The 22,811-nt window shown below is 74.1% G+C and carries 21 protein-coding genes; 20 read left to right on the top strand and 1 reads right to left on the bottom strand.

The features are described from left to right. Positions 1–159: 159 nt before the first annotated feature. The 10 genes from pyrR to coaBC all read left to right on the top strand — a co-directional run bounded on the left by pyrR (position 160) and on the right by coaBC (position 11,135). Positions 160–753 (top strand): bifunctional pyr operon transcriptional regulator/uracil phosphoribosyltransferase PyrR, encoded by a 594-nt coding sequence (gene pyrR / locus FB388_RS15630; RefSeq protein WP_142101592.1) that lies wholly within the window; start codon positions 160–162, stop codon positions 751–753. Next, positions 750–1,694, top strand: coding sequence for an aspartate carbamoyltransferase catalytic subunit (locus FB388_RS15625; RefSeq protein ID WP_142101591.1), 945 nt, complete (start codon positions 750–752; stop codon positions 1,692–1,694). Before pyrR ends, FB388_RS15625 begins: the two co-directional genes overlap by 4 nt. After that, positions 1,691–2,977, top strand: a complete 1,287-nt coding sequence (locus tag FB388_RS15620) for a dihydroorotase (protein ID WP_142101589.1) — start codon at positions 1,691–1,693, stop codon at positions 2,975–2,977. Before FB388_RS15625 ends, FB388_RS15620 begins: the two co-directional genes overlap by 4 nt. Continuing rightward, a complete protein-coding gene (carA, locus tag FB388_RS15615; protein WP_142101587.1) occupies positions 2,974–4,125 on the top strand; it encodes a glutamine-hydrolyzing carbamoyl-phosphate synthase small subunit in 1,152 nt (383 codons plus the stop codon). The genes FB388_RS15620 and carA overlap by 4 nt, the downstream gene beginning before the upstream one ends. Further along, positions 4,125–7,424, top strand: coding sequence for a carbamoyl-phosphate synthase large subunit (carB, locus tag FB388_RS15610; protein ID WP_142101585.1), 3,300 nt, complete (start codon positions 4,125–4,127; stop codon positions 7,422–7,424). Before carA ends, carB begins: the two co-directional genes overlap by 1 nt. Beyond that, positions 7,421–8,239: an orotidine-5'-phosphate decarboxylase gene (gene pyrF, locus FB388_RS15605; protein ID WP_142101583.1), complete on the top strand. Its 819-nt coding sequence runs from the start codon at positions 7,421–7,423 to the stop codon at positions 8,237–8,239. The genes carB and pyrF overlap by 4 nt, the downstream gene beginning before the upstream one ends. Before the next feature lie 435 nt (positions 8,240–8,674). After that, on the top strand, positions 8,675–8,989 hold the full coding sequence (mihF, locus tag FB388_RS15600; RefSeq protein WP_142101581.1) for an integration host factor, actinobacterial type: 315 nt from the start codon (positions 8,675–8,677) through the stop codon (positions 8,987–8,989). A 36-nt stretch (positions 8,990–9,025) separates the two neighbouring features. Next, positions 9,026–9,640: a guanylate kinase gene (gene gmk, locus FB388_RS15595; RefSeq protein ID WP_142101579.1), complete on the top strand. Its 615-nt coding sequence runs from the start codon at positions 9,026–9,028 to the stop codon at positions 9,638–9,640. 2 nt (positions 9,641–9,642) lie between these two features. After that, positions 9,643–9,918 carry a DNA-directed RNA polymerase subunit omega gene (rpoZ, locus tag FB388_RS15590; RefSeq protein WP_142103177.1) on the top strand — a complete coding sequence of 92 codons (276 nt, stop codon included), beginning with the start codon at positions 9,643–9,645 and terminating at the stop codon, positions 9,916–9,918. Positions 9,919–9,920: 2 nt separating this feature from the next. Beyond that, on the top strand, positions 9,921–11,135 hold the full coding sequence (gene coaBC / locus FB388_RS15585; protein WP_211361932.1) for a bifunctional phosphopantothenoylcysteine decarboxylase/phosphopantothenate--cysteine ligase CoaBC: 1,215 nt from the start codon (positions 9,921–9,923) through the stop codon (positions 11,133–11,135). Between the two features lie 698 nt (positions 11,136–11,833). Here the strand turns inward: coaBC and FB388_RS15580 are convergent. Continuing rightward, entirely contained in the window at positions 11,834–12,436 is a 603-nt protein-coding gene (locus FB388_RS15580) for an SH3 domain-containing protein (RefSeq protein ID WP_142101577.1), read from the bottom strand. Between the two features lie 262 nt (positions 12,437–12,698). On the opposite strand from FB388_RS15580, the gene metK reads away from it, so the two are divergent. From metK to FB388_RS15530, 10 genes are all read left to right on the top strand, one after another. After that, the gene (metK, locus tag FB388_RS15575; RefSeq protein WP_142101575.1) at positions 12,699–13,901 is read left to right on the top strand and encodes a methionine adenosyltransferase; all 1,203 of its coding nucleotides are present in this window, start codon (positions 12,699–12,701) and stop codon (positions 13,899–13,901) included. A 69-nt stretch (positions 13,902–13,970) separates the two neighbouring features. Further along, complete coding sequence (locus FB388_RS15570; RefSeq protein ID WP_246121954.1) at positions 13,971–16,004, top strand: primosomal protein N'; 2,034 nt, start codon at positions 13,971–13,973, stop codon at positions 16,002–16,004. A gap of 98 nt (positions 16,005–16,102) precedes the next feature. After that, a complete protein-coding gene (gene def / locus FB388_RS15565; RefSeq protein ID WP_142101573.1) occupies positions 16,103–16,651 on the top strand; it encodes a peptide deformylase in 549 nt (182 codons plus the stop codon). After that, positions 16,651–17,580, top strand: a complete 930-nt coding sequence (gene fmt, locus FB388_RS15560; RefSeq protein ID WP_142101571.1) for a methionyl-tRNA formyltransferase — start codon at positions 16,651–16,653, stop codon at positions 17,578–17,580. The genes def and fmt overlap by 1 nt, the downstream gene beginning before the upstream one ends. After that, positions 17,577–19,037 (top strand): RsmB/NOP family class I SAM-dependent RNA methyltransferase, encoded by a 1,461-nt coding sequence (locus tag FB388_RS15555; protein ID WP_211361931.1) that lies wholly within the window; start codon positions 17,577–17,579, stop codon positions 19,035–19,037. The genes fmt and FB388_RS15555 overlap by 4 nt, the downstream gene beginning before the upstream one ends. A gap of 39 nt (positions 19,038–19,076) precedes the next feature. Beyond that, on the top strand, positions 19,077–19,757 hold the full coding sequence (gene rpe / locus FB388_RS15550) for a ribulose-phosphate 3-epimerase (RefSeq protein ID WP_142103172.1): 681 nt from the start codon (positions 19,077–19,079) through the stop codon (positions 19,755–19,757). A gap of 108 nt (positions 19,758–19,865) precedes the next feature. Further along, positions 19,866–20,516, top strand: coding sequence for a riboflavin synthase (locus tag FB388_RS15545; RefSeq protein ID WP_142101569.1), 651 nt, complete (start codon positions 19,866–19,868; stop codon positions 20,514–20,516). A 26-nt stretch (positions 20,517–20,542) separates the two neighbouring features. After that, the gene (locus FB388_RS15540; RefSeq protein WP_142101567.1) at positions 20,543–21,817 is read left to right on the top strand and encodes a bifunctional 3,4-dihydroxy-2-butanone-4-phosphate synthase/GTP cyclohydrolase II; all 1,275 of its coding nucleotides are present in this window, start codon (positions 20,543–20,545) and stop codon (positions 21,815–21,817) included. A 10-nt stretch (positions 21,818–21,827) separates the two neighbouring features. Next, positions 21,828–22,307, top strand: coding sequence for a 6,7-dimethyl-8-ribityllumazine synthase (ribH, locus tag FB388_RS15535; RefSeq protein ID WP_142101565.1), 480 nt, complete (start codon positions 21,828–21,830; stop codon positions 22,305–22,307). Between the two features lie 83 nt (positions 22,308–22,390). Then, positions 22,391–22,798 (top strand): PH domain-containing protein, encoded by a 408-nt coding sequence (locus tag FB388_RS15530; RefSeq protein WP_142103170.1) that lies wholly within the window; start codon positions 22,391–22,393, stop codon positions 22,796–22,798. Positions 22,799–22,811: the final 13 nt, after the last annotated feature.

The raw sequence follows: 22,811 nt of genomic DNA, 5'->3' as shown, positions 1-22,811 counted from the left end.
TGTGACGGGTGGGGTATGTGTGGGTGTCAAGAGAGCGTACGGCGTGTGACATCGGCGATGCCCCGGCGCGAGAACGAGGGCCTTCGGAGGCGGCGCTGGTAGCGTCCGGGCGACCGGTTCCTTTAAGCCCGTCCGGTGAGGCGGGGAAGGAGAATCTCTGTGGCGGAGCACCGCCGCGGGGACCCGGCAGGCGCGAGCGCACCCGCACGGGAGCTGCTCGGCGCCGCCGACGTCGCCCGCACCATCGCGCGAATCGCGCACCAGATCATCGAGAAGACGGCAACGGGCGCTGACGGCATGGCCGACGTCGTGCTGATCGGCATCCCCACCCGCGGCGCCGTGCTCGCTCGGCGGCTCGCCGCGGCGATCGCCGACTTCGAGGGCACGAGCGTCCGGGTCGGCTCCGTCGACCCCACCCTGTACCGCGACGACCTGCGCAGGCGCCCGGCCCGCGCCCTGGAGGACACCGCGGTGCCGGAGGGCGGGCTCGACGACGCGCTCGTCGTGCTCGTCGACGACGTCCTGATGTCGGGCCGCACGGTCCGGGCCGCGCTCGACGCGCTCTCCGACCACGGCCGCCCGCGCGCGGTGCAGCTGGCCGTGCTGGTCGACCGGGGTCACCGGGAGCTGCCGATCCGGGCCGACTACGTCGGCAAGAACGTGCCCACCGCCCGCGACGAGCAGGTGCTGGTGCTGCTCGAGGAGATCGACGGTGCGGACGCGGTGCGGTTGCGGAAGGCGGTGCAGGAGTGAAGCACCTGCTCTCGGTGACCGACCTCGACGCGGCAGCCGCCACCGGCCTGCTCGACACCGCCGACCGGCTCAAGCAGGCGCTGCTGGGCCGTGAGGTGCGCAAGCTGCCCACCCTGCGCGGCCGGACCGTGATCACGATGTTCTACGAGAACTCCACCCGCACCCGGGTCTCGTTCGAGGTCGCGGGCAAGTGGATGAGCGCCGACACCGTGAACGTCAGCGCGTCCGGGTCGTCGGTGGGCAAGGGCGAGTCGCTGCGCGACACCGCGCTCACGCTGTCGGCCGTCGGCGCCGACTGCGTGATCGTGCGCCACCCGGCCTCCGGGGCGGCGCACCGGCTGGCGGGCTGGGTCGACCGCGACGCGGGGAAGACCGGCACGCACACCTCGATCGTCAACGCGGGCGACGGCACGCACGAGCACCCCACCCAGGCCCTGCTGGACGCCGCCACCCTGCGCGACCGGCTCGGCGGCATCGCCGGGCGCCGGATCGGGATCGTCGGCGACGTGCTGCACAGCCGGGTGGCGCGCTCCAACGTCTTCCTGCTGGCCACGCTGGGCGCCGAGGTGGTGCTGGTGGCGCCGCCGACCCTGCTGCCGGTGGGCGTCGAGCAGTGGCCCTGCCGCGTGAGCCCCGAGCTGGACGCCGAGCTGCCCGCCCTCGACGCGGTGATGGTGCTTCGCGTGCAGGCCGAACGGATGCACGGTTCCTTCTTCCCGTCGGCGCGGGAGTACGCGATCGGCTACGGCCTGTCAGAAGACCGGGCGCGGCTGCTGCCCGACCACGCGGTGGTCATGCACCCGGGGCCGATGGTGCGCGGCATGGAGATCTCGCCGGCCGTCGCCGACAGCCCGGCCTCGACGATCCTGGCCCAGGTCTCCAACGGCGTGCACGTCCGGATGGCCGTCCTCTACCACCTCCTCGCGGGAGCTCCCGAGTGAAAGACCTGCTGATCAAGAACGCGCGGCCGTACGGCGAGGACGCGGTCGACCTCCTCGTCCGCGACGGCGTGGTCGTCGAGACGGGCTCCGGCCTGAGCGCGGACGTCGACGTGCTCGACGCCGACGGCGCCGTGCTGCTGCCCGGCTTCGTCGACCTGCACACCCACCTGCGCGAGCCGGGCGGCGAGGAGTCCGAGACGGTCGAGACCGGGTCCCGCGCGGCCGCCCGCGGTGGCTACACGGCCGTCTTCGCGATGCCCAACACCGACCCGGTGGCCGACACCGCCGTCGTGGTGGAGCACGTGCGCCGCCGGGGCGAGGAGGTCGGGCTGGTCGACGTCCACCCCGTCGGCGCGGTGACGGTCGGGCTCGAGGGCGTCAAGATGGCCGAGCTCGGCACGATGGCGCGCTCGCGCGCTCGGGTGCGGATGTTCTCCGACGACGGCCGCTGCGTGCACGACCCGGTGATCATGCGCCGGGCCCTGGAGTACGCGTCGTCCCTCGACGTCGTGATCGCCCAGCACGCCGAGGACCACCGGCTCACCGTCGGCGCCCAGGCGCACGAGGGTGTGGTCGCGTCGCGGCTGGGGCTGGCCGGCTGGCCGGCCACCGCCGAGGAGACGATCGTTGCGCGCGACTGCGCCCTCGCCCGCGAGGCGGGGGCGGCGCTGCACGTCTGCCACGTCTCGTCCCTGCGGACCGTGGAGGTGCTGCGCGCGGCGAAGGACCAGGGCGTGCGGGTGTCGGCCGAGGTCACGCCGCACCACCTGCTGCTCACCGACGCCGCGCTCACCAGCTACGACCCGGTCAACAAGGTCAACCCCCCGCTGCGCACCGGCGAGGACACGAAGGCGATGCGCGCGGCGCTCGCCGAGGGCGTGATCGACGTGGTCGCCACCGACCACGCCCCGCACGCCCAGCAGTACAAGGACACCGAGTGGGCCGCGGCGAAGCCCGGGATGCTCGGCCTGGAGACGGCGCTGTCGGTGGTGGTGCACACGATGGTCGAGCCGGGCCTGCTCGACTGGCGCGGGGTCGCCCGCGTGCTGTCGGAGCGACCGGCGGAGATCGCCGGCCTGCCCGACCAGGGCCGCCCGATCGCGGAGGGCGAGCCCGCCACGTTCGCGCTCGTCGACCCGGACGCGGTCTGGACGGTGCGCGGCGCGGCACTGGCCAGCAAGGCCACCAACACCCCATTCGAGGGGATGCGGCTGCCCGCCGCGGTCACGGCCACCGTGCTGCGCGGGCGGATCACGATGCGGAACGGGGAGGTGCAGGCATGACGCTCGGGGGATGGAAGCCGGCGGAGCCGGCGGGGCGGGCAAGCGCAGCTCTGGTCCTGGAAGACGGGCGGATCTTCCGCGGTGAGGCGTACGGCGCCCGCGGCGAGGGTCTCGGCGAGGCGGTGTTCACCACCGGCATGACCGGTTACCAGGAGACGCTCACCGACCCGTCCTACCACCGCCAGATCGTGGTGCAGACCGCGCCGCAGATCGGCAACACCGGCTGGAACGACGAGGACGACGAGTCCCGCGGCATCCAGGTGGCCGGCTACGCCCTGCGCGACCCGGCCCGCACCCCGTCGAACTGGCGCTCCCGCCGCTCCCTCGAGGACGCGCTGCGGGAGCAGGGGATCGTCGGCATCGCGGGGATCGACACCCGGGCCCTGGTGCGGCACCTGCGCGAGCGAGGCGCAATGCGAGCCGGGGTCTTCTCCGGGGCCGCGCTCGCTCCCGACGAGGAGCTCGTCCAGCGGGTGCTCGCGAGCCCGCCGATGGAGGGCGCCGACCTCTACGGCGCGGTCACCACCCGCGAGCCGTACGTGGTGCCCGCCGACGGTGAGCGCCGGTTCCGCGTGGCCGCGCTGGACGTCGGGATCAAGTTCAACACCCCGCGCATGATGGCCGCGCGCGGCATCGAGGTGCACGTTCTGCCAGCGGAGACGGCGATCGGGCAGCTGGAGGAGCTGGCGCCCGACGGGTTCTTCATCGCGAACGGGCCGGGCGACCCGGCCACCGCCGACGCGCCGGTCGAGCTCACCCGCGAGGTGCTGCAGCGGCGGATCCCCACCTTCGGGATCTGCTTCGGCAACCAGATCCTCGCCCGCGCGCTCGGGCGCGGCACCTACAAGCTGCGCTACGGCCACCGCGGCATCAACATCCCGGTGGTCGAGCACGCCACCGGCCGCGTGTCGATCACCTCGCAGAACCACGGGTTCGCGGTCGAGGGTGAGGCGGGGGAGCGGTTCGACACCCCGTTCGGCCCAGCGGAGATCACCCACACCTGCCCGAACGACGGCTGCGTCGAGGGCCTGCGGGCCCTGGACGTGCCCGCCTTCAGCGTGCAGTACCACCCCGAGGCGGCAGCGGGCCCGCACGACGCCGCGGACCTGTTCGACCGGTTCGTCGAGCTGATGAGGGAGAACGGCTGATGCCAAGGCGCGACGACATCCGGCACGTGATGGTGATCGGCTCCGGGCCGATCGTCATCGGCCAGGCCGCCGAGTTCGACTACTCCGGCACGCAGGCGTGCCGCGTGCTGCGCGCCGAGGGGCTGCGCGTGTCGCTGGTCAACTCGAACCCGGCCACGATCATGACCGACCCCGAGTTCGCCGACGCCACCTACATCGAACCGGTCACCCCGGAGTTCCTGGAGCAGGTGATCGCGGCGGAGCGCCCGGACGCGATCCTGCCGACGCTGGGCGGGCAGACCGCGCTGAACGCGGCGATCGCGCTGCACGAGAACGGGGTGCTCGAGCGCTACGGCGTCGAGCTGATCGGCGCCGACGTCGACGCCATCCAGCGCGGCGAGGACCGGCTGAAGTTCAAGGAGATCGTGCAGTCGGTCGGCGGCGACGTGCCGCGCAGCGCCGTCTGCCACTCGATGGACGAGGTGCGGGCCGCGGCCGCCGAGCTGGGCCTGCCGGTCGTGATCCGGCCCTCGTTCACCATGGGCGGCCTCGGCTCCGGCATGGCCCACACGCCGGAGGACCTGGAGCGGCTCGCCGGCACCGGGCTGGCGGCCTCGCCGGTCACCGAGGTGCTCATCGAGGAGTCGGTGCTCGGGTGGAAGGAGTACGAGCTCGAGCTGATGCGCGACAAGCACGACAACGTCGTGGTCGTCTGCTCGATCGAGAACTTCGACCCGATGGGCGTGCACACCGGCGACTCGATCACCGTCGCCCCCGCGATGACGCTCACCGACCGCGAGTACCAGCGCATGCGCGACGTCGGCATCGCCGTGCTGCGCGCAGTGGGCGTCGACACCGGCGGCTGCAACATCCAGTTCGCGGTCAACCCGGAGACCGGCAGGCTCGTCGTCATCGAGATGAACCCGCGGGTCTCGCGCTCGTCGGCGCTCGCGTCGAAGGCCACCGGATTCCCGATCGCGAAGATCGCCGCGAGGCTCGCGATCGGCTACACCCTCGACGAGATCCGCAACGACATCACCGGCGAGACCCCGGCCGCGTTCGAGCCGACGCTGGACTACGTCGTGGTGAAGGTCCCGCGGTTCGCGTTCGAGAAGTTCCCCGGCGCCGACCCCGAGCTCACCACCACGATGAAGAGCGTCGGCGAGGCGATGGCGCTCGGCCGCTCGTTCCCCGAGGCCCTGGGCAAGGCGCTGCGGTCGATGGAGACCTCGCGGGTCGGGTTCTGGACCGCTCCCGACCCCGACGGCGAGCCGGACGTGGCCGCGGCCCGGGACGGGCGGATCTACGCCGTCGAGCGCGCGCTGCGGCTCGGTCGCACGGTGGCCGACGTGGCGGCCGAGTCGGGCATCGACCCGTGGTTCGTCGACCAGATCCTGGCGCTCACCGAGCTGCGGCAGGAGATCGAGGACGCCCCGGTGCTCGACGGCGCACTGCTGCGGCGCGCGAAGCGGGCGGGCCTGTCGGACCGGCAGGTCGCCGTGCTGCGCCCGGAGCTGGCCGGTGAGGACGGCGTGCGTGCCCTGCGGCACCGCCTCGGCATCCGGCCGGTCTACAAGACCGTGGACACCTGCGCCGCGGAGTTCGCCGCGAGGACGCCGTACCACTACAGCGCCTACGAGACCGACCCCGCCGCGGAGTCGGAGATCGCGCCGCAGACCGAGAAGCCGAAGGTCCTGATCCTCGGCTCGGGGCCCAACCGCATCGGGCAGGGCATCGAGTTCGACTACTCGTGCGTCCACGCCGTGATGGCGCTGCGCGAGGCCGGGTTCGAGACCGTGATGGTCAACTGCAACCCCGAGACCGTCTCCACCGACTACGACACGGCCGACCGGCTGTACTTCGAGCCGCTCACCTTCGAGGACGTCCTCGAGGTCGTGCACGCCGAGCAGCAGTCCGGCACCGTCGCCGGGGTCATCGTGCAGCTGGGCGGGCAGACCCCGCTGGGGCTCGCGCAGCGGCTCACCGCCGCCGGCGTGCCGGTCGTCGGCACGTCCGCGGCCGCGATCGACCTCGCCGAGGACCGCGGCGCGTTCGGCGAGGTGCTGCGCCGGGCCGGGCTGCCCGCACCCGCGTTCGGGATGGCCACCTCGTTCGACGAGGCCCGCGCCATCGCCGAGCGGATCGGCTACCCGGTGCTCGTGCGGCCCTCCTACGTGCTCGGCGGGCGCGGGATGGAGATCGTCTACGACGACGAGACCCTCGCCGGCTACATCTCGCGGGCCACTGCGATCAGCGAGGAGCGCCCGGTGCTGGTCGACCGGTTCCTCGACGACGCCATCGAGATCGACGTCGACGCGCTGTGCGACGGCGAGGAGGTCTTCCTCGGCGGCGTGATGGAGCACATCGAGGAGGCCGGCGTGCACTCCGGCGACTCCTCGTGCACGCTGCCGCCGATCACCCTCGGGCACTCGGTGCTGGAGCAGGTGCGCCGCTCCACCGAGGCGATCGCCCACGGCGTCGGCGTGCGCGGGCTGCTCAACGTCCAGTACGCGCTGCACGGCGAGACGCTCTACGTGCTGGAGGCCAACCCGCGGGCGTCCCGCACGGTGCCGTTCGTCTCCAAGGCCACCGCGGTGCCGCTGGCAAAGGCGGCGGCGCGGATCATGCTGGGCGCCACGATCGCCGAGCTGCGCGCCGAGGGACTGCTCCCGGCCGACGGCGACGGCGGCGAGCTGCCGCCCGACGCGCCGATCGCGGTCAAGGAGGCGGTGCTGCCGTTCCACCGGTTCCGCACCGTGGAGGGCGACGGGGTCGACCCGCTGCTCGGACCCGAGATGAAGTCCACCGGCGAGGTGATGGGCTTCGACAGCTCGTTCGGCGCGGCGTTCGCCAAGTCCCAGGCCGGGGCGTACGGGTCGCTGCCCACGTCCGGGCGGGTGTTCGTCTCGATCGCCGACCGGGACAAGCGGGCCATGGTGTTCCCGGTGCTGCGGCTGGCCGACCTCGGGTTCGAGGTGCTCGCCACCGCAGGCACCGCCGACATCCTCCGGCGCCACGGCGTGGCCGCCACCGTGGTGCGCAAGCACTACGAGGGCCTCTCGGACGGCACGGAGACGATCGTCGACCGGATACTCGCAGGCGACGTCGACCTGATCATCAACACGCCGTACGGCAACTCGGGGCCCCGCGTGGACGGCTACGAGATCCGCTCGGCCGCCGTGGCGCGCGGTGTGCCGTGCATCACGACGGTGCAGGGCGCGGGTGCCGCGGTGCAGGGGATCGAGGCGATGAAGGCGGGCCGCATCGGCGTCCGTTCGCTGCAGGACGCCCACGCGAGCCTGCTGAAGGCGCGCTCGTGACCCCGTTCGGGGCCCGGCTCGCCGACGCCGTCGCCGGCCTCGGACCGCTGTGCGCAGGCGTCGACCCGCACCCGGGCCTGCTCGCCTCGTGGGGGCTCACCGACGACGGCGATGGGCTCGCGCGGTTCGCCGACGCCTGCGTGGAGGCCTTCGCCGGGACGGTGGCCGTGGTGAAGCCGCAGTCGGCGTTCTTCGAGCGGCACGGCTCCCGCGGCATCGCGGTGCTGGAGGAGCTCCTCGCCGCGTTCGCCGGCAGCCCGACCCTGACGATCCTCGACGTCAAGCGCGGCGACATCGGTTCCACGATGGACGGCTACGCCGACGCCTACCTCGGCGTCGGCGCGCCGCTCGGGGCCGACGCCGTGACGCTCTCGCCGTACCTGGGGTTCGGATCGCTGTCGTCGGCGCTCGACACGGCGGCCGACGCCGGGCGCGGCGCGTTCGTGCTGGCCCGCACCTCCAACCCGGAGGGGGCGGAGGTGCAGCTGGCCGAGTTCGGTGGGCGGAGCACGGCCCAGGCGATGGTGGACGGCGCCGCGGCGCGCAACGCGGGTGTGACGCCGCTGGGCGACACCGGCGTGGTCGTCGGCGCCACCCGCGAGCACGGCCTCGACCTGTCCGCGCTGAACGGTCCCGTGCTGGCGCCGGGCCTGGGCGCACAAGGTGCCGCCCCGTCCGACATCGCGACGATCTTCGCCGGGTTGCAGGGCCTCGTCCTGCCCGCGGCGTCGCGCTCGGTGCTGGCGGCGGGCCCGCACGTCTCGGCGTTGCGGGCGGCGGCGGAGTCGCTCCGCGACGAACTGGTCGCGGCGTAGTCGTTGGTCGGCCCGGGTAGCGGGCTGCGTGCGGGTGTGCTCGCCCGGTGGACGGATCATTCGGCGCGGCCAAGGGGCCGTCGGAGGCCCGCAGCAGCAGCTCGGCGCGCCCGGACTACTGATCGGCGCGCTTGCCCGCCACGCCCCCGGACGGGCGGATCAGCGCCATCGGGCGTCCGGTCGGGCTCGTGCCCGGGAGGCACGCAGGCGACGGTCGGTCCGGTGCGCCGAGCGGGCGGGTCGAATCCCCGTTCGGGCGCTTTCGCGTGGTATCACCCGGACGGGTGGGCCCCGCGAGAGAACCGGCAGGTGGACCCCCGTTTTCCCTTCCCGGGCGGGCGTGAGTACGTTCGGTGGAAGCCGCGGGTCGAGGCCCGCGACGGTGGTGAGGATGCGCCTGGTTCTCAGGCCGCACGGAGAAAGACGGAGGAGACCGTGGCCCTTCCCCAGCTGACCGAGGAACAGCGTGCTGCCGCCCTGGAGAAGGCGGCTGCGGCGCGCCGGGCCCGGGCCGAGCTGAAGGACCGGCTCAAGCGCGGAGGGACGACCATCGGGGAGGTCCTGAAGCAGTCGGATACCGACGAGGTGCTGGGCAAGATGAAGGTCTCGGCCCTGCTCGAGGCGATGCCGGGTGTCGGCAAGGTCCGCGCGGCTCAGATCATGGAGCGGCTCGAGATCGCGCCGTCGCGTCGGCTCCGCGGGCTGGGCGACCGGCAGCGCAAGGCGCTGCTGGCCGACTTCGAGTCCTGAGATCGCCGGATCCGGGGCTCTGAGAGACTGAGCACTGTGTCTGATGGCGTGCGGAGGGGACGGCTGGTCGTACTGGCCGGCCCCTCCGGCGTCGGCAAGTCCAGCGTGGTCGACGCGCTGCGCGGCCGGCTGCCGGAGTTGTTCTTCAGCGTGTCGGCCACCACGCGCGACCCGCGTCCCGGTGAGGTCGACGGGGTGCACTACCGCTTCGTCGGCCCGACGGGGTTCGACGAGCTCATCGCACGTGGCGAGCTGCTGGAGTGGGCCGAGATCCACGGCGGCCTGCAGCGTTCCGGCACTCCGCGGGAGCCCGTCGAACAGGCGCTCGCGACCGGTCGGCCGGTGCTCGTCGAGGTCGACCTCGCAGGTGCCCGCACGATCAAGGCGGTGCTCCCGGAGGCCGTCACGGTCTTCCTTGCACCGCCATCGCTCGCCGAGCTCGAGCGTCGTCTGCGCGGGCGCGGCACCGAGTCGGAGGCCCAGTTCCGGCGCCGTCTGCAGACCGCCCGCGAGGAGATCGCGGCCTGCGACGAGTTCGATGTGGTCATCGTCAACGCCGAGCTGCAGGACGTCGTTTCCCGGTTGGTAGACTTGCTGGTCGGTGCCGGCCATCCCGCCGCACGGCCGTTCCCCCAGGAGTCTTCTTCGTGAGCATGCCGCTGACCGGTGTCGTCGCCGGTTCCACGCCCGAGGGCATCACCAACCCGCCCATCGACGACCTGCTCGGCCAGGTCAGTTCCAAGTACGCGCTGGTGATCTACGCCGCCAAGCGCGCCCGCCAGATCAACGACTACTACTCGCAGCTCGGCGAGGGCCTGCTCGAGTACGTCGGCCCGCTCGTGGAGCCGGGCCCGCGCGAGAAGCCGCTGTCGATCGCGATGCGCGAGATCCAGGCCGGGCTCCTCGAGCACACAGAGGGCGAGCAGTAAGCATGCCGCTGCCCCGGGTCCTGCTCGGGGTGGCCGGCGGCATCGCGGCCTACAAGAGCGCGGAGCTGCTCCGCCGGCTCACCGAGACCGGCCACTCCGTGCGGGTGCTGCCCACGCCGTCGGCGCTGGAGTTCGTCGGTGCCGCCACCTTCGAGGCGCTGTCCGGCCAGCCGGTGCACACCGGCGTGTTCGCCGACGTCCCGCAGGTGCCGCACGTCCGGCTCGGCCAGGAGGCCGATCTCGTCGTCGTCGCGCCCGCCACCGCCGACCTGATGGCACGCGCCGCGGCCGGCCGCGCCGACGATCTGCTCACCGCGTCGCTGCTCACCGCCCGCTGTCCGGTGCTGTTCGCACCGGCCATGCACACGGAGATGTGGGAGCACCCGGCCACGCGTGCCAACGTGGAGCTGCTGCGCTCCCGCGGCGTGATCGTCCTGGAGCCCGCGTCGGGCCGGCTGACGGGTGCCGACACCGGCCCCGGGCGCCTGCCCGACCCCGCCGAGATCGCGGAGTTCGCCCGGCTGCTGCTGGAGCGCCGCGACGCGTTGCCGCGAGACCTCGCAGGCCGCCGCGTCGTCGTTTCCGCGGGTGGCACGCGCGAGGCCCTCGACCCCGTCCGCTACCTCGGCAACCGCTCGTCGGGCCGGCAGGGCTACGCGCTCGCCCGGGTGGCGGCACAGCGGGGAGCGCACGTCACCCTCGTGGCCGCGCACACCGCCGACCTGGGCGACCCGGCCGCCGTCGAGGTGGTGCGGGTCGGGTCGGCGCTGGAGCTGCGCGACGCGATGCACGCCGCCGCGAAGGACGCCGACGCCGTGGTGATGGCAGCCGCGGTCGCCGACTTCCGCCCCGACGCACTCGCGGCGCACAAGATCAAGAAGGACGGTTCGGAACCGCCGCCGCTGCGGCTCGCGCTGAACCCGGACATCCTCGTCGAGCTCGTCGCCGCCCGGGAACCGGGGCAGGTGGTCGTCGGCTTCGCCGCCGAGACCGGCGACGAGGCAGGCGACCCGCTCCACCACGGCCGCGCCAAGCTCGCCCGCAAGGGCTGCGACCTGCTCGTCGTCAACGCGGTCGGGGACGGACGGGCGTTCGAGGTGCCCGACAACTCCGGATGGCTCCTGGGCGCCGACGGCAGCGAGAAGGAGCTCGAGGCCGGCTCCAAGGCGCTGCTCGCGTCCCACGTCTGGGACGCGGTGGCCGCCCGGCTCGACTGAGCGGGCTCCGGCTCCAGGTCGTCCTGTCCGTGCGTGGCGGCGTTCCCGCCGCCGCGGGTGTCGAGCGCGGCCTCGGGTGCGTTCCGCGGAACGCAGCCTTGGCGCCCACTTCTGCTGGTCCCGAGTGGTCTCGCCTGACTGTGCGGGATTGGTTGGACGTGAGGGTCGGGACCACCGCCGGTTGCGTGGCACCCAACCGCGGCGGGCTCGTTCTCACCGCCGTGCCCCCCGCGTCGGGGACGGCCGTCCACGCAACCACGGAATTCGGTGGTGAACCCAACCCGGCCACCCCCATGGATGCGGGGCGACGCCAACAGGGGGATCACGCGAGAGGTCAAGAGGTGGGGGAGCGCCGGGAGACCCGAGCCGGGAACGGCGCGCCCACCGGCGGCTTCCTGACCAGGCTGACTTGGCGTGAACCGATCAACAAGGGCGGGGAGGGGCTGCCCGGCGCACCGGCCGGAGGACCATGATCCGAACGTGCGGTTGTCCATCGCTGTGCTCACGACAATTGACACCCGATACACCGGATCATGAATGCCAAGATCGCGTGTAGCGGTTGACCATGGCTGTCCCGACAGCCATGGACAACCGATTCAGCGGATCATGGCGCGGGGACCGGCGAATCCGCGGGGCGGGCGCGGCTGCGGGTCCGGGGGCACCCGGCGCAGCCCGCCCCGCGGAGCGGGGGGCTCGGCTCAGCCGAGCAGTCCGCCGAGGCCGCCGGGCTGCGGCGCCTGGCGCTGGCCGGGGAGCTCCGAGTCCTCGGACTCGTCGGTCTCGGCCGGGTCGCTGGACTCGGCGGGGTCGCTGCTCTCGTCGGCGGTGCTGTCGCCGGAGCTGCCGGAGTCGCTGCCGGAGTCGTTGCCCGAGCCGGCACCGTCGCGGCCGGCGCGCGCGCTCTCGCGCGCCTCGCGGCCAGGGCGGCGCTCGTCGGCGTCGTCGGCGTCGCTCTCCGAGCCGGAGGGCCGGGCAGCGGCGGCCGGGGCGCGACCGTTCACGGAGATGTACTCCTGCGCCGCCCAGCCGCCGAGGTTGGTGAGCCGCAGGAAGCCTTCGCGGGCCTCGCCGACCTTCACCGCGGTGCCCTCCTCGCACAGGGCGACGATCCGCGAGGTGGTGTCCGGCTCGGCGCGAACGTTGACGTTCTTGGTGCACCTGCCGGGCTGCTCGGCGCTAGGGGTGGCGGTGGCGGTGCCGGAGAGCAGTGCGACGGCCGCGGTCGCGCTCACCGCGATCACCGCACCGACGGCGGCGGTGGCGCGGCCGGGTCGGTCGAACAGCGACTTGGGGGCCTTCATGATCAGGTTTCCTCCGTTGGCAGTGGGCCTTCGGACGGGTCCAACGAGCGTCTCCGTTACCGATTCGCTACCGAACGCAACATCACCGGATGGACTGACGGGGCGGGGGTGTGTCGCGCAACATGTGACGTTCCGTGTTCGCAGCGCGAGTAGACCTGGTGCCCCCGGAGCTCGCCGGGGCGTGGACTAGGCTCGCGGGTCGGACATCGGGTGAACGTGGGATCCGGTGGCAGTTCTCTCGAGAGATGCGGACGGAGTGGGCGTGGCGACACCAGGGCGGCGGCTGTTCACCAGCGAGTCGGTGACCGAGGGTCATCCCGACAAGATGTGCGACGCGATCAGCGACACGATCCTCGACGCGCTGCTGGCGCAGGACCCGCGCAGCCGGGTGGCCGTGGAGACGCTCGTGACCACCGGGCAGGTGCACGTCGCCGGTGAGGTCACCACGAGCGCGTACGCGGACATCCCGACGCTCGTGCGGGACAAGGTCCTGGAGATCGGCTACGACTCCTCCGCGAAGGGCTTCGACGGCGCTTCCTGCGGCGTGAACGTCGCGATCGGCGCGCAGTCGGCGGACATCGCCCAGGGCGTCGACACCGCGTACGAGAGCCGGGTGGAGTCCTCCGAGGACGAGATCGCCCGCCAGGGTGCCGGTGATCAGGGTCTGATGTTCGGCTACGCCAACACCGACACCCCCGAGCTGCTGCCGCTGCCGATCGCGCTCGCGCACCGGCTGGCCCGCCGCCTCACCGACGCCCGCAAGTCGGGCCTGCTGCCCTACCTGCGCCCGGACGGCAAGACGCAGGTCACCATCGAGTACGACGGCGACAAGGCCGTCCGGCTCGACACGGTGGTCCTCTCCACCCAGCACGCCGCCGACATCGACCTGGACGGCCTGCTGGCACCCGACATCCGCGAGCACGTCGTCGGCCCGGAGATCAGCGACCTCGGCCTGGACGTCGCGGACGTCCGGCTGCTGGTCAACCCGACCGGCCGGTTCGTCGTGGGCGGTCCGATGGGTGACGCGGGCCTCACCGGCCGCAAGATCATCGTCGACACCTACGGCGGCTTCGCCCGCCACGGCGGCGGCGCGTTCTCCGGCAAGGACCCGTCGAAGGTGGACCGTTCCGCCGCGTACGCGATGCGCTGGGTCGCCAAGAACGCGGTGGCCGCCGGGCTCGCCGAGCGCATCGAGGTGCAGGTCGCGTACGCGATCGGCAAGGCCGCCCCGGTCGGCCTGTTCGTCGAGACGTTCGGCACCGAGCACGTCGACCCGGTGAAGATCCAGTCGGCGATCACCGAGGTCTTCGACCTGCGCCCGGCCGCGATCATCCGCGACCTCGACCTGCTGCGCCCGATCTACGCCCAGACCGCGGCGTACGGGCACTTCGGCCGCACCGACATCGAGCTGCCGTGGGAGAACACCGACCGCGCCGGTGCGCTGAAGGCAGCGGCAGGCGCCTGACCACCCCGTGAGTGGATACGGGTGCTGGAGCACTCGTATCCACCCACGACCGCCGGAGGCGGCAACGCAGTGAGCACGGTGGCCCGGCGGGGTCGCAACCGCGGTGAGTGGCAGCCGGCTGCGCAGCTGCCCGTCGCGCGGGTCGCCGTCGACGTCCCGCTCGCGCATCTGGACCGCCCCTTCGACTACCGGGTGCCCGCGCACCTGGACGCCGACGCGGTACCGGGGGTGCGGCTGCGGGTGCGTTTCGCCGGGCGTCTCGTCGACGGCTACCTGCTCGAACGGGTGGCGGAGTCCGCGCACGCCGGGCGCCTGGCGTGGGTGGAGAAGGTCGTCTCGGCCGAACCGGTGCTCACCTCGGAGGTGGCGGCGCTCTGCCGGGCGGTGGCCGACCGGTACGCCGGTGTCCTCGCCGACGTCCTGCGCCTCGCCGTCCCGCCGCGGCACGCCCGCGTCGAGGGCGAGACCCCGAAGGAGGCGGAGCCGGCACGGCAGGCCGAGGTGACCCCGGCCGGGTGGGCCCGCTACGCCCGCGGCGCCGCCCTGCTCGACGCACTAGCAGGCGGCCGGGCCGCGCACGCGGTCTGGCAGGCGCTGCCGGGGGAGGACTGGCCGCAGCGGCTGGCGGAGGCCGTCGCCGCCACCGTCAACGCGGGGCGCGGCGCGCTCGTCGTCGTGCCGGACCAGCGCGACGTCGACGCCCTGCACGCGGCGTGCGCGCAGCTGCTCGGAGCGGACGGCGTGGTCGCGCTGACCGCGGACCTGGGGCCTGCGGAGCGGTATCGGCGGTGGCTAGCCGTCCGGCGCGGGCAGGTCGGCGTGGTCGTCGGCACCCGGTCGGCCGCGTTCGCCCCCGTGCAGCGGCTCGGGCTGCTCGCCGTCTGGGACGACGGCGACGACCTGCACGCCGAGCCGCGCGCGCCGTACCCGCACGTCCGCGACGTGCTCGTGCTGCGCGCCCACGGCGTCGGCGCCGCGTTGCTCGTGGGCGGGTTCGCCCGCACCGCGGAGGCGCACCTGCTGGTCGAGTCCGGCTGGGCGCGCGAGGTCGTGGCCGACCGGATGGCGGTTCGGGCCGCGATGCCCCGGATCGCCCCGGTCGGCGACTCCGAGGCCCAGCTCGCCCGCGACCCGGTCGCGCGGGCGGCACGGCTGCCGCACGTCGCGTTCGAGGCGGCGCGAGCGGCCCTGTCCGCCGGACGCCCGGTGCTCGTGCAGGTGCCGCGCTCGGGGTACCTGCCGTGGCTCGCGTGCGGCTCCTGCCGGGAGACGGCGCGGTGCAGGCACTGCGCGGGGCCGCTGGGGTTCACCGGCCGCGCCGCCGGGGACGCGGGTGGCGCGGAGCTGCCGCACTGCCGCTGGTGCGGGCGGCCCGAAACGGCGTTCCGGTGCCCGGCGTGCGGGTCGCGCCGGCTGCGGGCCGGGGTCGTGGGCGCCGGGCGCACGGCCGAGGAGCTCGGGAGGGCGTTCCCCGGCACCACCGTCCGCGCGTCCGGCGGGGGCGCCCCGGTGCTCGCATCGGCGGCGGAACGGCCGGAGCTCGTGGTCGCCACGCCAGGTGCGGAACCGCGCGTCCCCGGTGGGTACGGCGCCGCCCTGCTGCTGGACGGGTGGGCCCTGCTGTCCCGGCCGGACCTGCGTGTGGCCGAGGAGACCCTGCGCCGGTGGCTGGCGGCCGCCGGCCTGGTGGTGCCCCACGGCACCGGGGGGCGGGTCGTCGTGATGGCCGACCCCGAGCTGCCGGTGGTGCAGGCACTGGTGCGGTGGGACCCGGCCGGGCACGCCGGTGCCGAGCTGGCCGGGCGGGCCGAGGTGGGGTTCCCGCCCGCGGTGCGGATGGCGTCGATCGAGGGCGAACCCGCCGCCGTCGCCGAGGTGGTCGACGGACTGCTCGCCGACCTTCCCGCGGCCGAGGTCCTCGGGCCGGTGGAGCTCGAACCCGAGCGAGGGGACACGGAGGTTCGCGAGCGTGCGCTCGTGCGGGTCCCGCGCGCCCAGGGCAAGGCCCTCGCCGCCGCGCTGCACGCCGCCCAGGCCGGGCGCACCGCACGCAAGGCCGCCGACCCGGTCCGGGTCCGGCTCGACCCGGTCGAGATCGGCTGAGGTGCCGGACCGGCAGCGTGGCAGAATCGAGGGTCGCCGCCGCGCGTGCCGCTCCCGCGCCACCTGACCGCCTGCGCGGCGCTGCCCGAAGGAGTTGCGTGTCCGTCCTGCCCGTCCGGCTGTTCGGTGACCCGGTGCTGCGCACCCGGGCCGCCGAGGTCACCACGTTCGACGCCGAGCTGCGCAAGCTCGTGGCCGACCTCACCGACACGATGCACGCCGAAGCCGGCGCCGGCCTCGCCGCCCCGCAGCTCGGCGTGGGGCTGCGGGTGTTCACCTACGACTGCGACGGCTTCTCCGGGCACCTCGTGAACCCCACGTGGGACGTCGTCGGCGACGAGGAGCAGGTCGGGCCGGAAGGCTGCCTTTCGATCCCCGGCCTGCGCTGGGACTGCCGCCGCCACCTGCACGTCGTCGCGCGGGGCTGGAACATGCACGGCGAGCCGGTGGCCATCGAGGGCACCGAGCTGCTCGCCCGCTGCATCCAGCACGAGACCGACCACCTCGACGGCGTGCTGTTCGTCGACCGCCTCGACCCGGAGACGCGCCGCCAGGCGATGGCCGAGATCCGAGCGGCGGAGTGGTTCGGGGAGCCGGTTCCCGAGGTGCGCGTGAGCCCGCACCCCCTGTTCGGGAAGGTCCGGTAGTGCGCCTCGTCTTCGCAGGCACCCCGGATCCGGCGGTCCCGACGCTGCGGGCGCTGCTCGAGTCGGCGCGGCACGAGGTCGTCGCCGTCGTCACGCGGCCGGACGCACCCGCGGGCCGCGGCCGCAAGCTGGTGCGGTCCCCCGTCGGTCTGCTCGCCGACGAGGCCGGCATCCCGGTGCTCACGCCCGCGCGGCCGTCCGACCCGGATTTCCTGGCGCGGCTCGCCGAGCTCGCCCCGGACTGCTGCCCGGTGGTCGCCTACGGCGCCCTCGTGCCCCGCAAGGCCCTGGACGTGCCCCGTCACGGCTGGGTGAACCTGCACTTCTCGTTGCTGCCCGCGTGGCGGGGGGCCGCGCCCGTGCAGGCGGCGCTGCGCCACGGCGACGAGATCACCGGGGCCACCACCTTCCGGCTCGAGGAGGGGCTCGACACCGGGCCCGTCTTCGGCGTCGTCACCGAGCAGGTGCGCCCCACCGACACGGCCGGGGATCTCCTCGGCAGGCTCGCCACGTCCGGAGCCGGGCTGATGGTGGCCACCCTCGACGGGATCGAGGACGGCACCCTCGAAGCCCGGCCGCAGCCGGCCGATGGCGTCTCGCTCGCACCGAAGGTCACCGCCGCCGACGTCCGGGTGGACTGGGGTGCGCCGCCGGTCGCGATCGACCGGCTGATCCGCTCCGCCACCCCGGAGCCGGGAGCCTGGAGCACCTTCCGGGAGGAGCGGCTCGGACTCGGCCCGGTCACCCGCCCCGACGACGCCCCGGTCCTGGAGCCCGGGGAGCTGCGCGCTGAGAAGCGCCGCGTGCTCGTCGGCACGGCCGGAGCGGCCGTGCAGCTGGGCGAGGTGCGGCCGGTGGGCAAGCGGGCCATGCCCGCGCCGGACTGGGCGCGTGGGGTCCGCATCGCCGCGGGGGAGCGGCTGACATGAGTGGAGTGGGCCCGCGCCGCCAACGGCGCGACCGGGGTGCCGGGCCGCGGCAGTCGGGACCGCCGCGTGGCCGGCAGGGTCCGCCCCGGCCGCCCGAGCCGGACCCGACGCGCATGGCCGCGCTCGAGCTGCTCACCGCCGTGCGCACCCGCGACGCCTACGCCAACCTCGCCCTGTCCGCGATCCTGCGCCGCTACCGGCTACACGACCGCGACGCCGCCCTCGCCACCGAGCTGGGCTACGGCACCCTGCGCGCTCAGGGCCTGCTCGACGCGGTGATCGAGGAGTGCACCGACCGGCCGATGTCCCGCGTGGAGCCGGGCCTGCTCGACGCGCTGCGCCTGGGCGCCTACCAGCTCCTGCGCACCCGGATCCCGTCGCACGCCGCGGTCGCCACCACGGTGGAGCTGGTGCGGGCCGAGGCGGGGAGCCGGGCCGGCGGGTTCGTCAACGCGGTGCTGCGCCGGGTCGGCGAGCGCGACGAGCCGGGCTGGGTGGCCGCGCTCGCCCCACCCGCCGACGAGGACCCGGTGGGGCACTCCGCGTTCGCCCACTCCCACCCGCGGTGGATCGCGCAGGCCTTCGCCGACGCGCTCGGCCGCTCCGCCGACCCGGCCGCCGAGCTGGACACCGCGCTCGCCGCCGACGACGCCCGCCCCGCCGTCCACCTGCTCGCCCGCCCAGGCGAGATCACGGCCGCCGAGCTCGCGCTCGTCACCGGTGGCGAGGAGGCTCCGTACTCGCCGTACGGCGTGCACCTCCCGTCCGGCAGCGGTGACATCGGTGACATCGACGCGGTGGGCGAAGGGCTCGCGATCGTCCAGGACGAGGGCAGCCAGCTCGTGGCGCTCGCGCTCACCCGCGTCCCGCTCGTCGGGGACGACGCCGGCCGCTGGCTCGACCTGTGCTCCGGCCCCGGCGGCAAGGCCGCCCTGCTCGGCGGCCTCGTCGCCATGGACGGCGGCACCCTCGACGCCATCGAGCCGAGCGAGCACCGCGCCGGTCTGGTGCGCCGGGCCACCGACGGGCTCCCGGTGACCGTGCACCAGGCCGACGGCCGCGAGGCGCCGCTGCCCGATGCGGCGTTCGACCGCGTCCTCGTCGACGCGCCCTGCACCGGCCTCGGCGCGCTGCGCCGCCGCCCCGAGGCCCGCTGGCGGCGGCAGCCGTCGGACGTGGCGGGACTCACGGCCCTGCAGCGGCAGCTGCTCACCGCCGCGTTGCGGCACGTGCGGCCCGGTGGCGTGGTGGCGTACGTCACCTGCTCGCCGCACCTCGCGGAGACGGCCGGGGTGCTGGCGACGGTCCGGCGTGCCCACCCGAAGGTGGAGCAGCTCGACGCGCGGGAGTACCTGCCCGGCGTGCCCGATCTGGGTGACGGGCCCACCGTGCAGCTGTGGCCGCACCGGCACGGCACCGACGCGATGTTCCTCGCACTGCTGCGCCGCGAGGAGTGACCTCGGGTCGCGCGGCGTAACCTCCTCCGGGTGCAACCCATGATCGCGCCGAGCATCCTCGCGGCCGACTTCGCCCGGCTCGCCGATGAGGCGGCCGCGGTGGCGGGCCCGCCCGGTCGGGGGGCCGACTGGCTGCACGTCGACGTGATGGACGCCCACTTCGTGCCGAACCTGACGCTCGGCCTGCCCGTGGTGCAGGCGCTGTGCAAGGCAACGGACGTGCCGCTCGACTGCCACCTGATGATCGAGGACCCGGAGCGCTGGGCCGTGGGGTACGCCGAGGCGGGCGCCCACAACGTCACGGTGCACGTGGAGGCCTCCCGCGACCCGGTGGCGCTGGCCAAGGACCTGCGTGCCGCCGGTGCCCGCGCGGGCCTGTCCGTCAAGCCGGGCACGCCGCTCGAGCCGCACCTGGAGACCCTGCGCCACTACGACACGCTGCTCGTCATGAGCGTCGAGCCGGGGTTCGGCGGGCAGGAGTTCATGCCGGAGGTCCTCGACAAGGTGCGCACCGCGCGCCGCCTCGTCGACACGGGCCACCTCACGCTGCTCGTCGAGATCGACGGAGGCATCAACGCCGACACGATCGAGGAGGCGGCCGAGGCGGGCGTCGACTGCTTCGTGGCCGGCTCTGCCGTGTACGGCGCCGATGACCCGGCGCGCGCGGTGGAGGCGCTGCGCGAGCGGGTGCGGGGCGTGTCCGCGCACCGCTGGGCCTGACCGGGGAACGAACGGCAGGCCGGGCGGGTTGCACCGGGCGGTGCGGACGCGGGCGGTTCCGACGGCGGGTAGCGCCGGCGGTGGGCGGGGCGAAAGGGGAGTGCGGGCGTGTTCACGGGGATCGTCGAGGAGATCGGCGAGGTCATCGCCGTACGGGAGAGCGCGGACGTGGTGGTGTTCACGGTCCGCGGGCGGACGGTCACCTCCGACGCCCGTCACGGCGACTCGATCGCCGTCAACGGCGTGTGCCTCACCGTGGTGGATCCCGACGGCAGCACCGACGGCACCTTCACCGTCGAGCTGGTGCCCGAGACGCTCAAGCGCTCCAGCCTCGCCGCCGTCGTGCCCGGCACCAAGGTGAACCTGGAGCGGGCCGTTCCGGTGGGTGGGAGGCTCGGCGGTCACATCGTGCAGGGGCACGTCGACGGGGTCGCCACGCTGGTGTCCCGCTCACCGGGCGAGCGCACCGACGAGGTGCGCTTCAGCCTCGCCCCCGACCTCGCGCGGTACGTCGCGGAGAAGGGCTCGATCGCCGTGGACGGGGTGTCGCTCACGGTGGCCGGGGTGTCGCCCGACACGTTCACCGTGGCACTCATCCCGACGACGTTGTCGCACACCACACTCGGATTCCGGCAGCCGGGGGATACCGTGAACCTGGAGGTCGACGTGGTTGCGAAGTACGTCGAGCGGCTCACGGCGGGATACGGCGGCGTTCAGGGCGGCGTCCCGTCGGCACACGAGGAGGCCCGGGCCCGGTGAGTGTGGACGGTGGTACGGCGCAGCCGGTGACACCCGGGGGGTTCGAGTCGATCGAGCGCGCCGTGGCGGACCTGCGTGCGGGCAAGGCGATCGTCGTGGTCGACGACGAGGACCGTGAGAACGAGGGCGACCTGATCTTCGCGGCCGAGATGGCCACGCCGGAGCTCGTGTCGTTCATGGTGCGCTACACGTCCGGCTACATCTGCGTGCCGCTCACCGAGAGCGAGTGCGACCGGCTGGACCTGCCGCCGATGCACCACACCAACTCCGACAGCTTCCGCACCGCGTTCACCGTCACCGTGGACGCGAAGGAGGGCGTCACCACCGGCATCTCGGCGGCCGACCGCGCCCACACCATCCGGTTGCTCGCCGACCCGGCCACCGGCCCGGGTGACCTCGTGCGCCCCGGCCACATCCTCCCGCTGCGAGCCAGGGAGGGCGGTGTGCTGCGCCGGCCCGGCCACACCGAGGCCGCGGTCGATCTTGCGCGCCTCGCCGGGCTCCGGCCGGCGGGCGTGCTCTGCGAGATCGTGTCGCAGAAGGACGTCGGCGGCATGGCTCGCGGCGACGAGCTACGGGTGTTCGCCGAGGAGCACGACCTCACCCTCATCACGATCGCCGACCTGATCGCCTACCGCCGCCGCTTCGAGAAGCACGTCGTGCGCGTGGCGCAGGCCCGCATCCCCACCGCCCACGGCGACTTCATCGCCTACGGCTACGACTCGCTGCTCGACGGCATCGAGCACATCGCCATGGTGCGCGGCGACATCGCCACTCCGGAGGGCACCGGCGAGGACGTGCTCGTGCGCGTGCACTCCGAATGCCTCACCGGCGACGTCATGGGCTCCCTGCGCTGCGACTGCGGGCCGCAGCTCGACGCCGCGCTCGCCGCCGTGGCCGCTGAGGGGCGTGGCGTGGTGCTCTACATGCGCGGGCACGAGGGCCGGGGCATCGGCCTGCTGCACAAGCTGCAGGCCTACCAGCTGCAGGAGGCCGGCGCCGACACCGTCGACGCCAACCTCGCGCTCGGCCTGCCCGCCGACGCCCGCGACTACGGCACCGGCGCCCAGATCCTCGCCGACCTCGGCATCAAGTCGATGCGGCTGCTCACCAACAACCCCGACAAGCGAGCCGGTCTCGAGGGCTACGGCCTGAGGATCACCGGTCGCGTGCCGCTGCCGGTGCGCGCCCACCGGGAGAACCTGCGGTACCTGCGAACCAAGCGCGACCGGATGGGGCATGATCTGCCCGATCTCGACACGGTCGAGCGCGGAGTGCTCGCCGACGGCACGGGTTCGTAGAGGGGGACGTATGAGTGGCGAGGGGCGTCCGGCGGTGCAGCTGCCCGACGCGTCGGGCCTGCGGCTGGCCATCGCGGCCACCACCTGGCACGCCGACATCGTGGACGTGCTGCTGGAGCGCGCGGTCGCCACGGCGGTGAAGGCGGGCGTGGAGTCCCCCACGGTGGTGCGGGTGCCCGGCACGGTGGAGCTGCCCGTGGTCTGCCAGGAGCTCGCCGTGCACCACGACGCCGTGGTGGCCCTCGGCGTCGTGATCCGCGGCGGCACCCCCCACTTCGAGTACGTGTGCGACGCCGTCACCGCGGGCCTCACCCGCGTGGCGCTCGACGAGCGCACCCCGGTGGGCAACGGCGTGCTCACCTGCGACACCCGGGAGCAGGCCCTCGACCGGTCCGGCCGGCCGGGCGCCACCGAGGACAAGGGCACCGAGGCGTGCGTGGCAGCGCTCCAGACGGCGCTCGTGCTGCGCGACCTGAGGACCGGGCGGTGAACGCTCCAGCAGGTGCCGAGGCCGGTACCGTTGGCGCCGTGCCCACCCCGGACCGTGACGTCGTGGTGGTGCGCCCGCGGAAGATGCTGATCGCGTCCTGGGTGGGCGCCGTGGTGACGGTCGCGCTCTTCGTGGCGATCGCCGTCGTGCTCCGCAACGTGCAGACCGGGGTCTACTTCCGGTTCGCCGACCAGGTGGCGCTCGTCCTGCTCGGGCTGTTCATCGCGGGCGGCCTGCTGCTGTTCGCCCGGCCGCGGGTGCGCGCCGACGCCGAGGGCATCGAGGTGCGCAACGTCCTCGTCACGCGGCGGCTGCCCTGGTCGCTCGTGCTGCGGGTCGCGTTCCCGGACGGTGCCTCGTGGGCCCGGCTGGACCTCCCCGACGACGAGTACCTGGCCGTCCTCGCGATCCAGGCCGTCGACGGCCGGCGCGCGGTGGACGCGATCACCCGGGTGCGTGCGCTGCACGCCCGGTCCCGTTCGTCCTCCTGAACCGCACGTAGCA

Source organism: Pseudonocardia cypriaca (assembly GCF_006717045.1).
Lineage (GTDB): Bacteria > Actinomycetota > Actinomycetes > Mycobacteriales > Pseudonocardiaceae > Pseudonocardia > Pseudonocardia cypriaca.
This window is presented reverse-complemented; position numbering and strand designations above follow the sequence as displayed.

Bases quoted from the DNA above. Each gene is read 5' to 3' on its own strand.
- carA (WP_142101587.1), top strand. From the start codon at position 2,974: ATGACGCTCGGGGGATGGAAGCCGGCGGAGCCGGCGGGGCGGGCAAGC.
- carB (WP_142101585.1), top strand. From the start codon at position 4,125: ATGCCAAGGCGCGACGACATCCGGCACGTGATGGTGATCGGCTCCGGG.
- rpoZ (WP_142103177.1), top strand. From the start codon at position 9,643: ATGCCGCTGACCGGTGTCGTCGCCGGTTCCACGCCCGAGGGCATCACC.
- coaBC (WP_211361932.1), top strand. From the start codon at position 9,921: ATGCCGCTGCCCCGGGTCCTGCTCGGGGTGGCCGGCGGCATCGCGGCC.
- FB388_RS15580 (WP_142101577.1), bottom strand. From the start codon at position 12,436: ATGAAGGCCCCCAAGTCGCTGTTCGACCGACCCGGCCGCGCCACCGCC.
- FB388_RS15555 (WP_211361931.1), top strand. From the start codon at position 17,577: ATGAGTGGAGTGGGCCCGCGCCGCCAACGGCGCGACCGGGGTGCCGGG.
- rpe (WP_142103172.1), top strand. From the start codon at position 19,077: ATGATCGCGCCGAGCATCCTCGCGGCCGACTTCGCCCGGCTCGCCGAT.
- ribH (WP_142101565.1), top strand. From the start codon at position 21,828: ATGAGTGGCGAGGGGCGTCCGGCGGTGCAGCTGCCCGACGCGTCGGGC.
- FB388_RS15530 (WP_142103170.1), top strand. From the start codon at position 22,391: ATGCTGATCGCGTCCTGGGTGGGCGCCGTGGTGACGGTCGCGCTCTTC.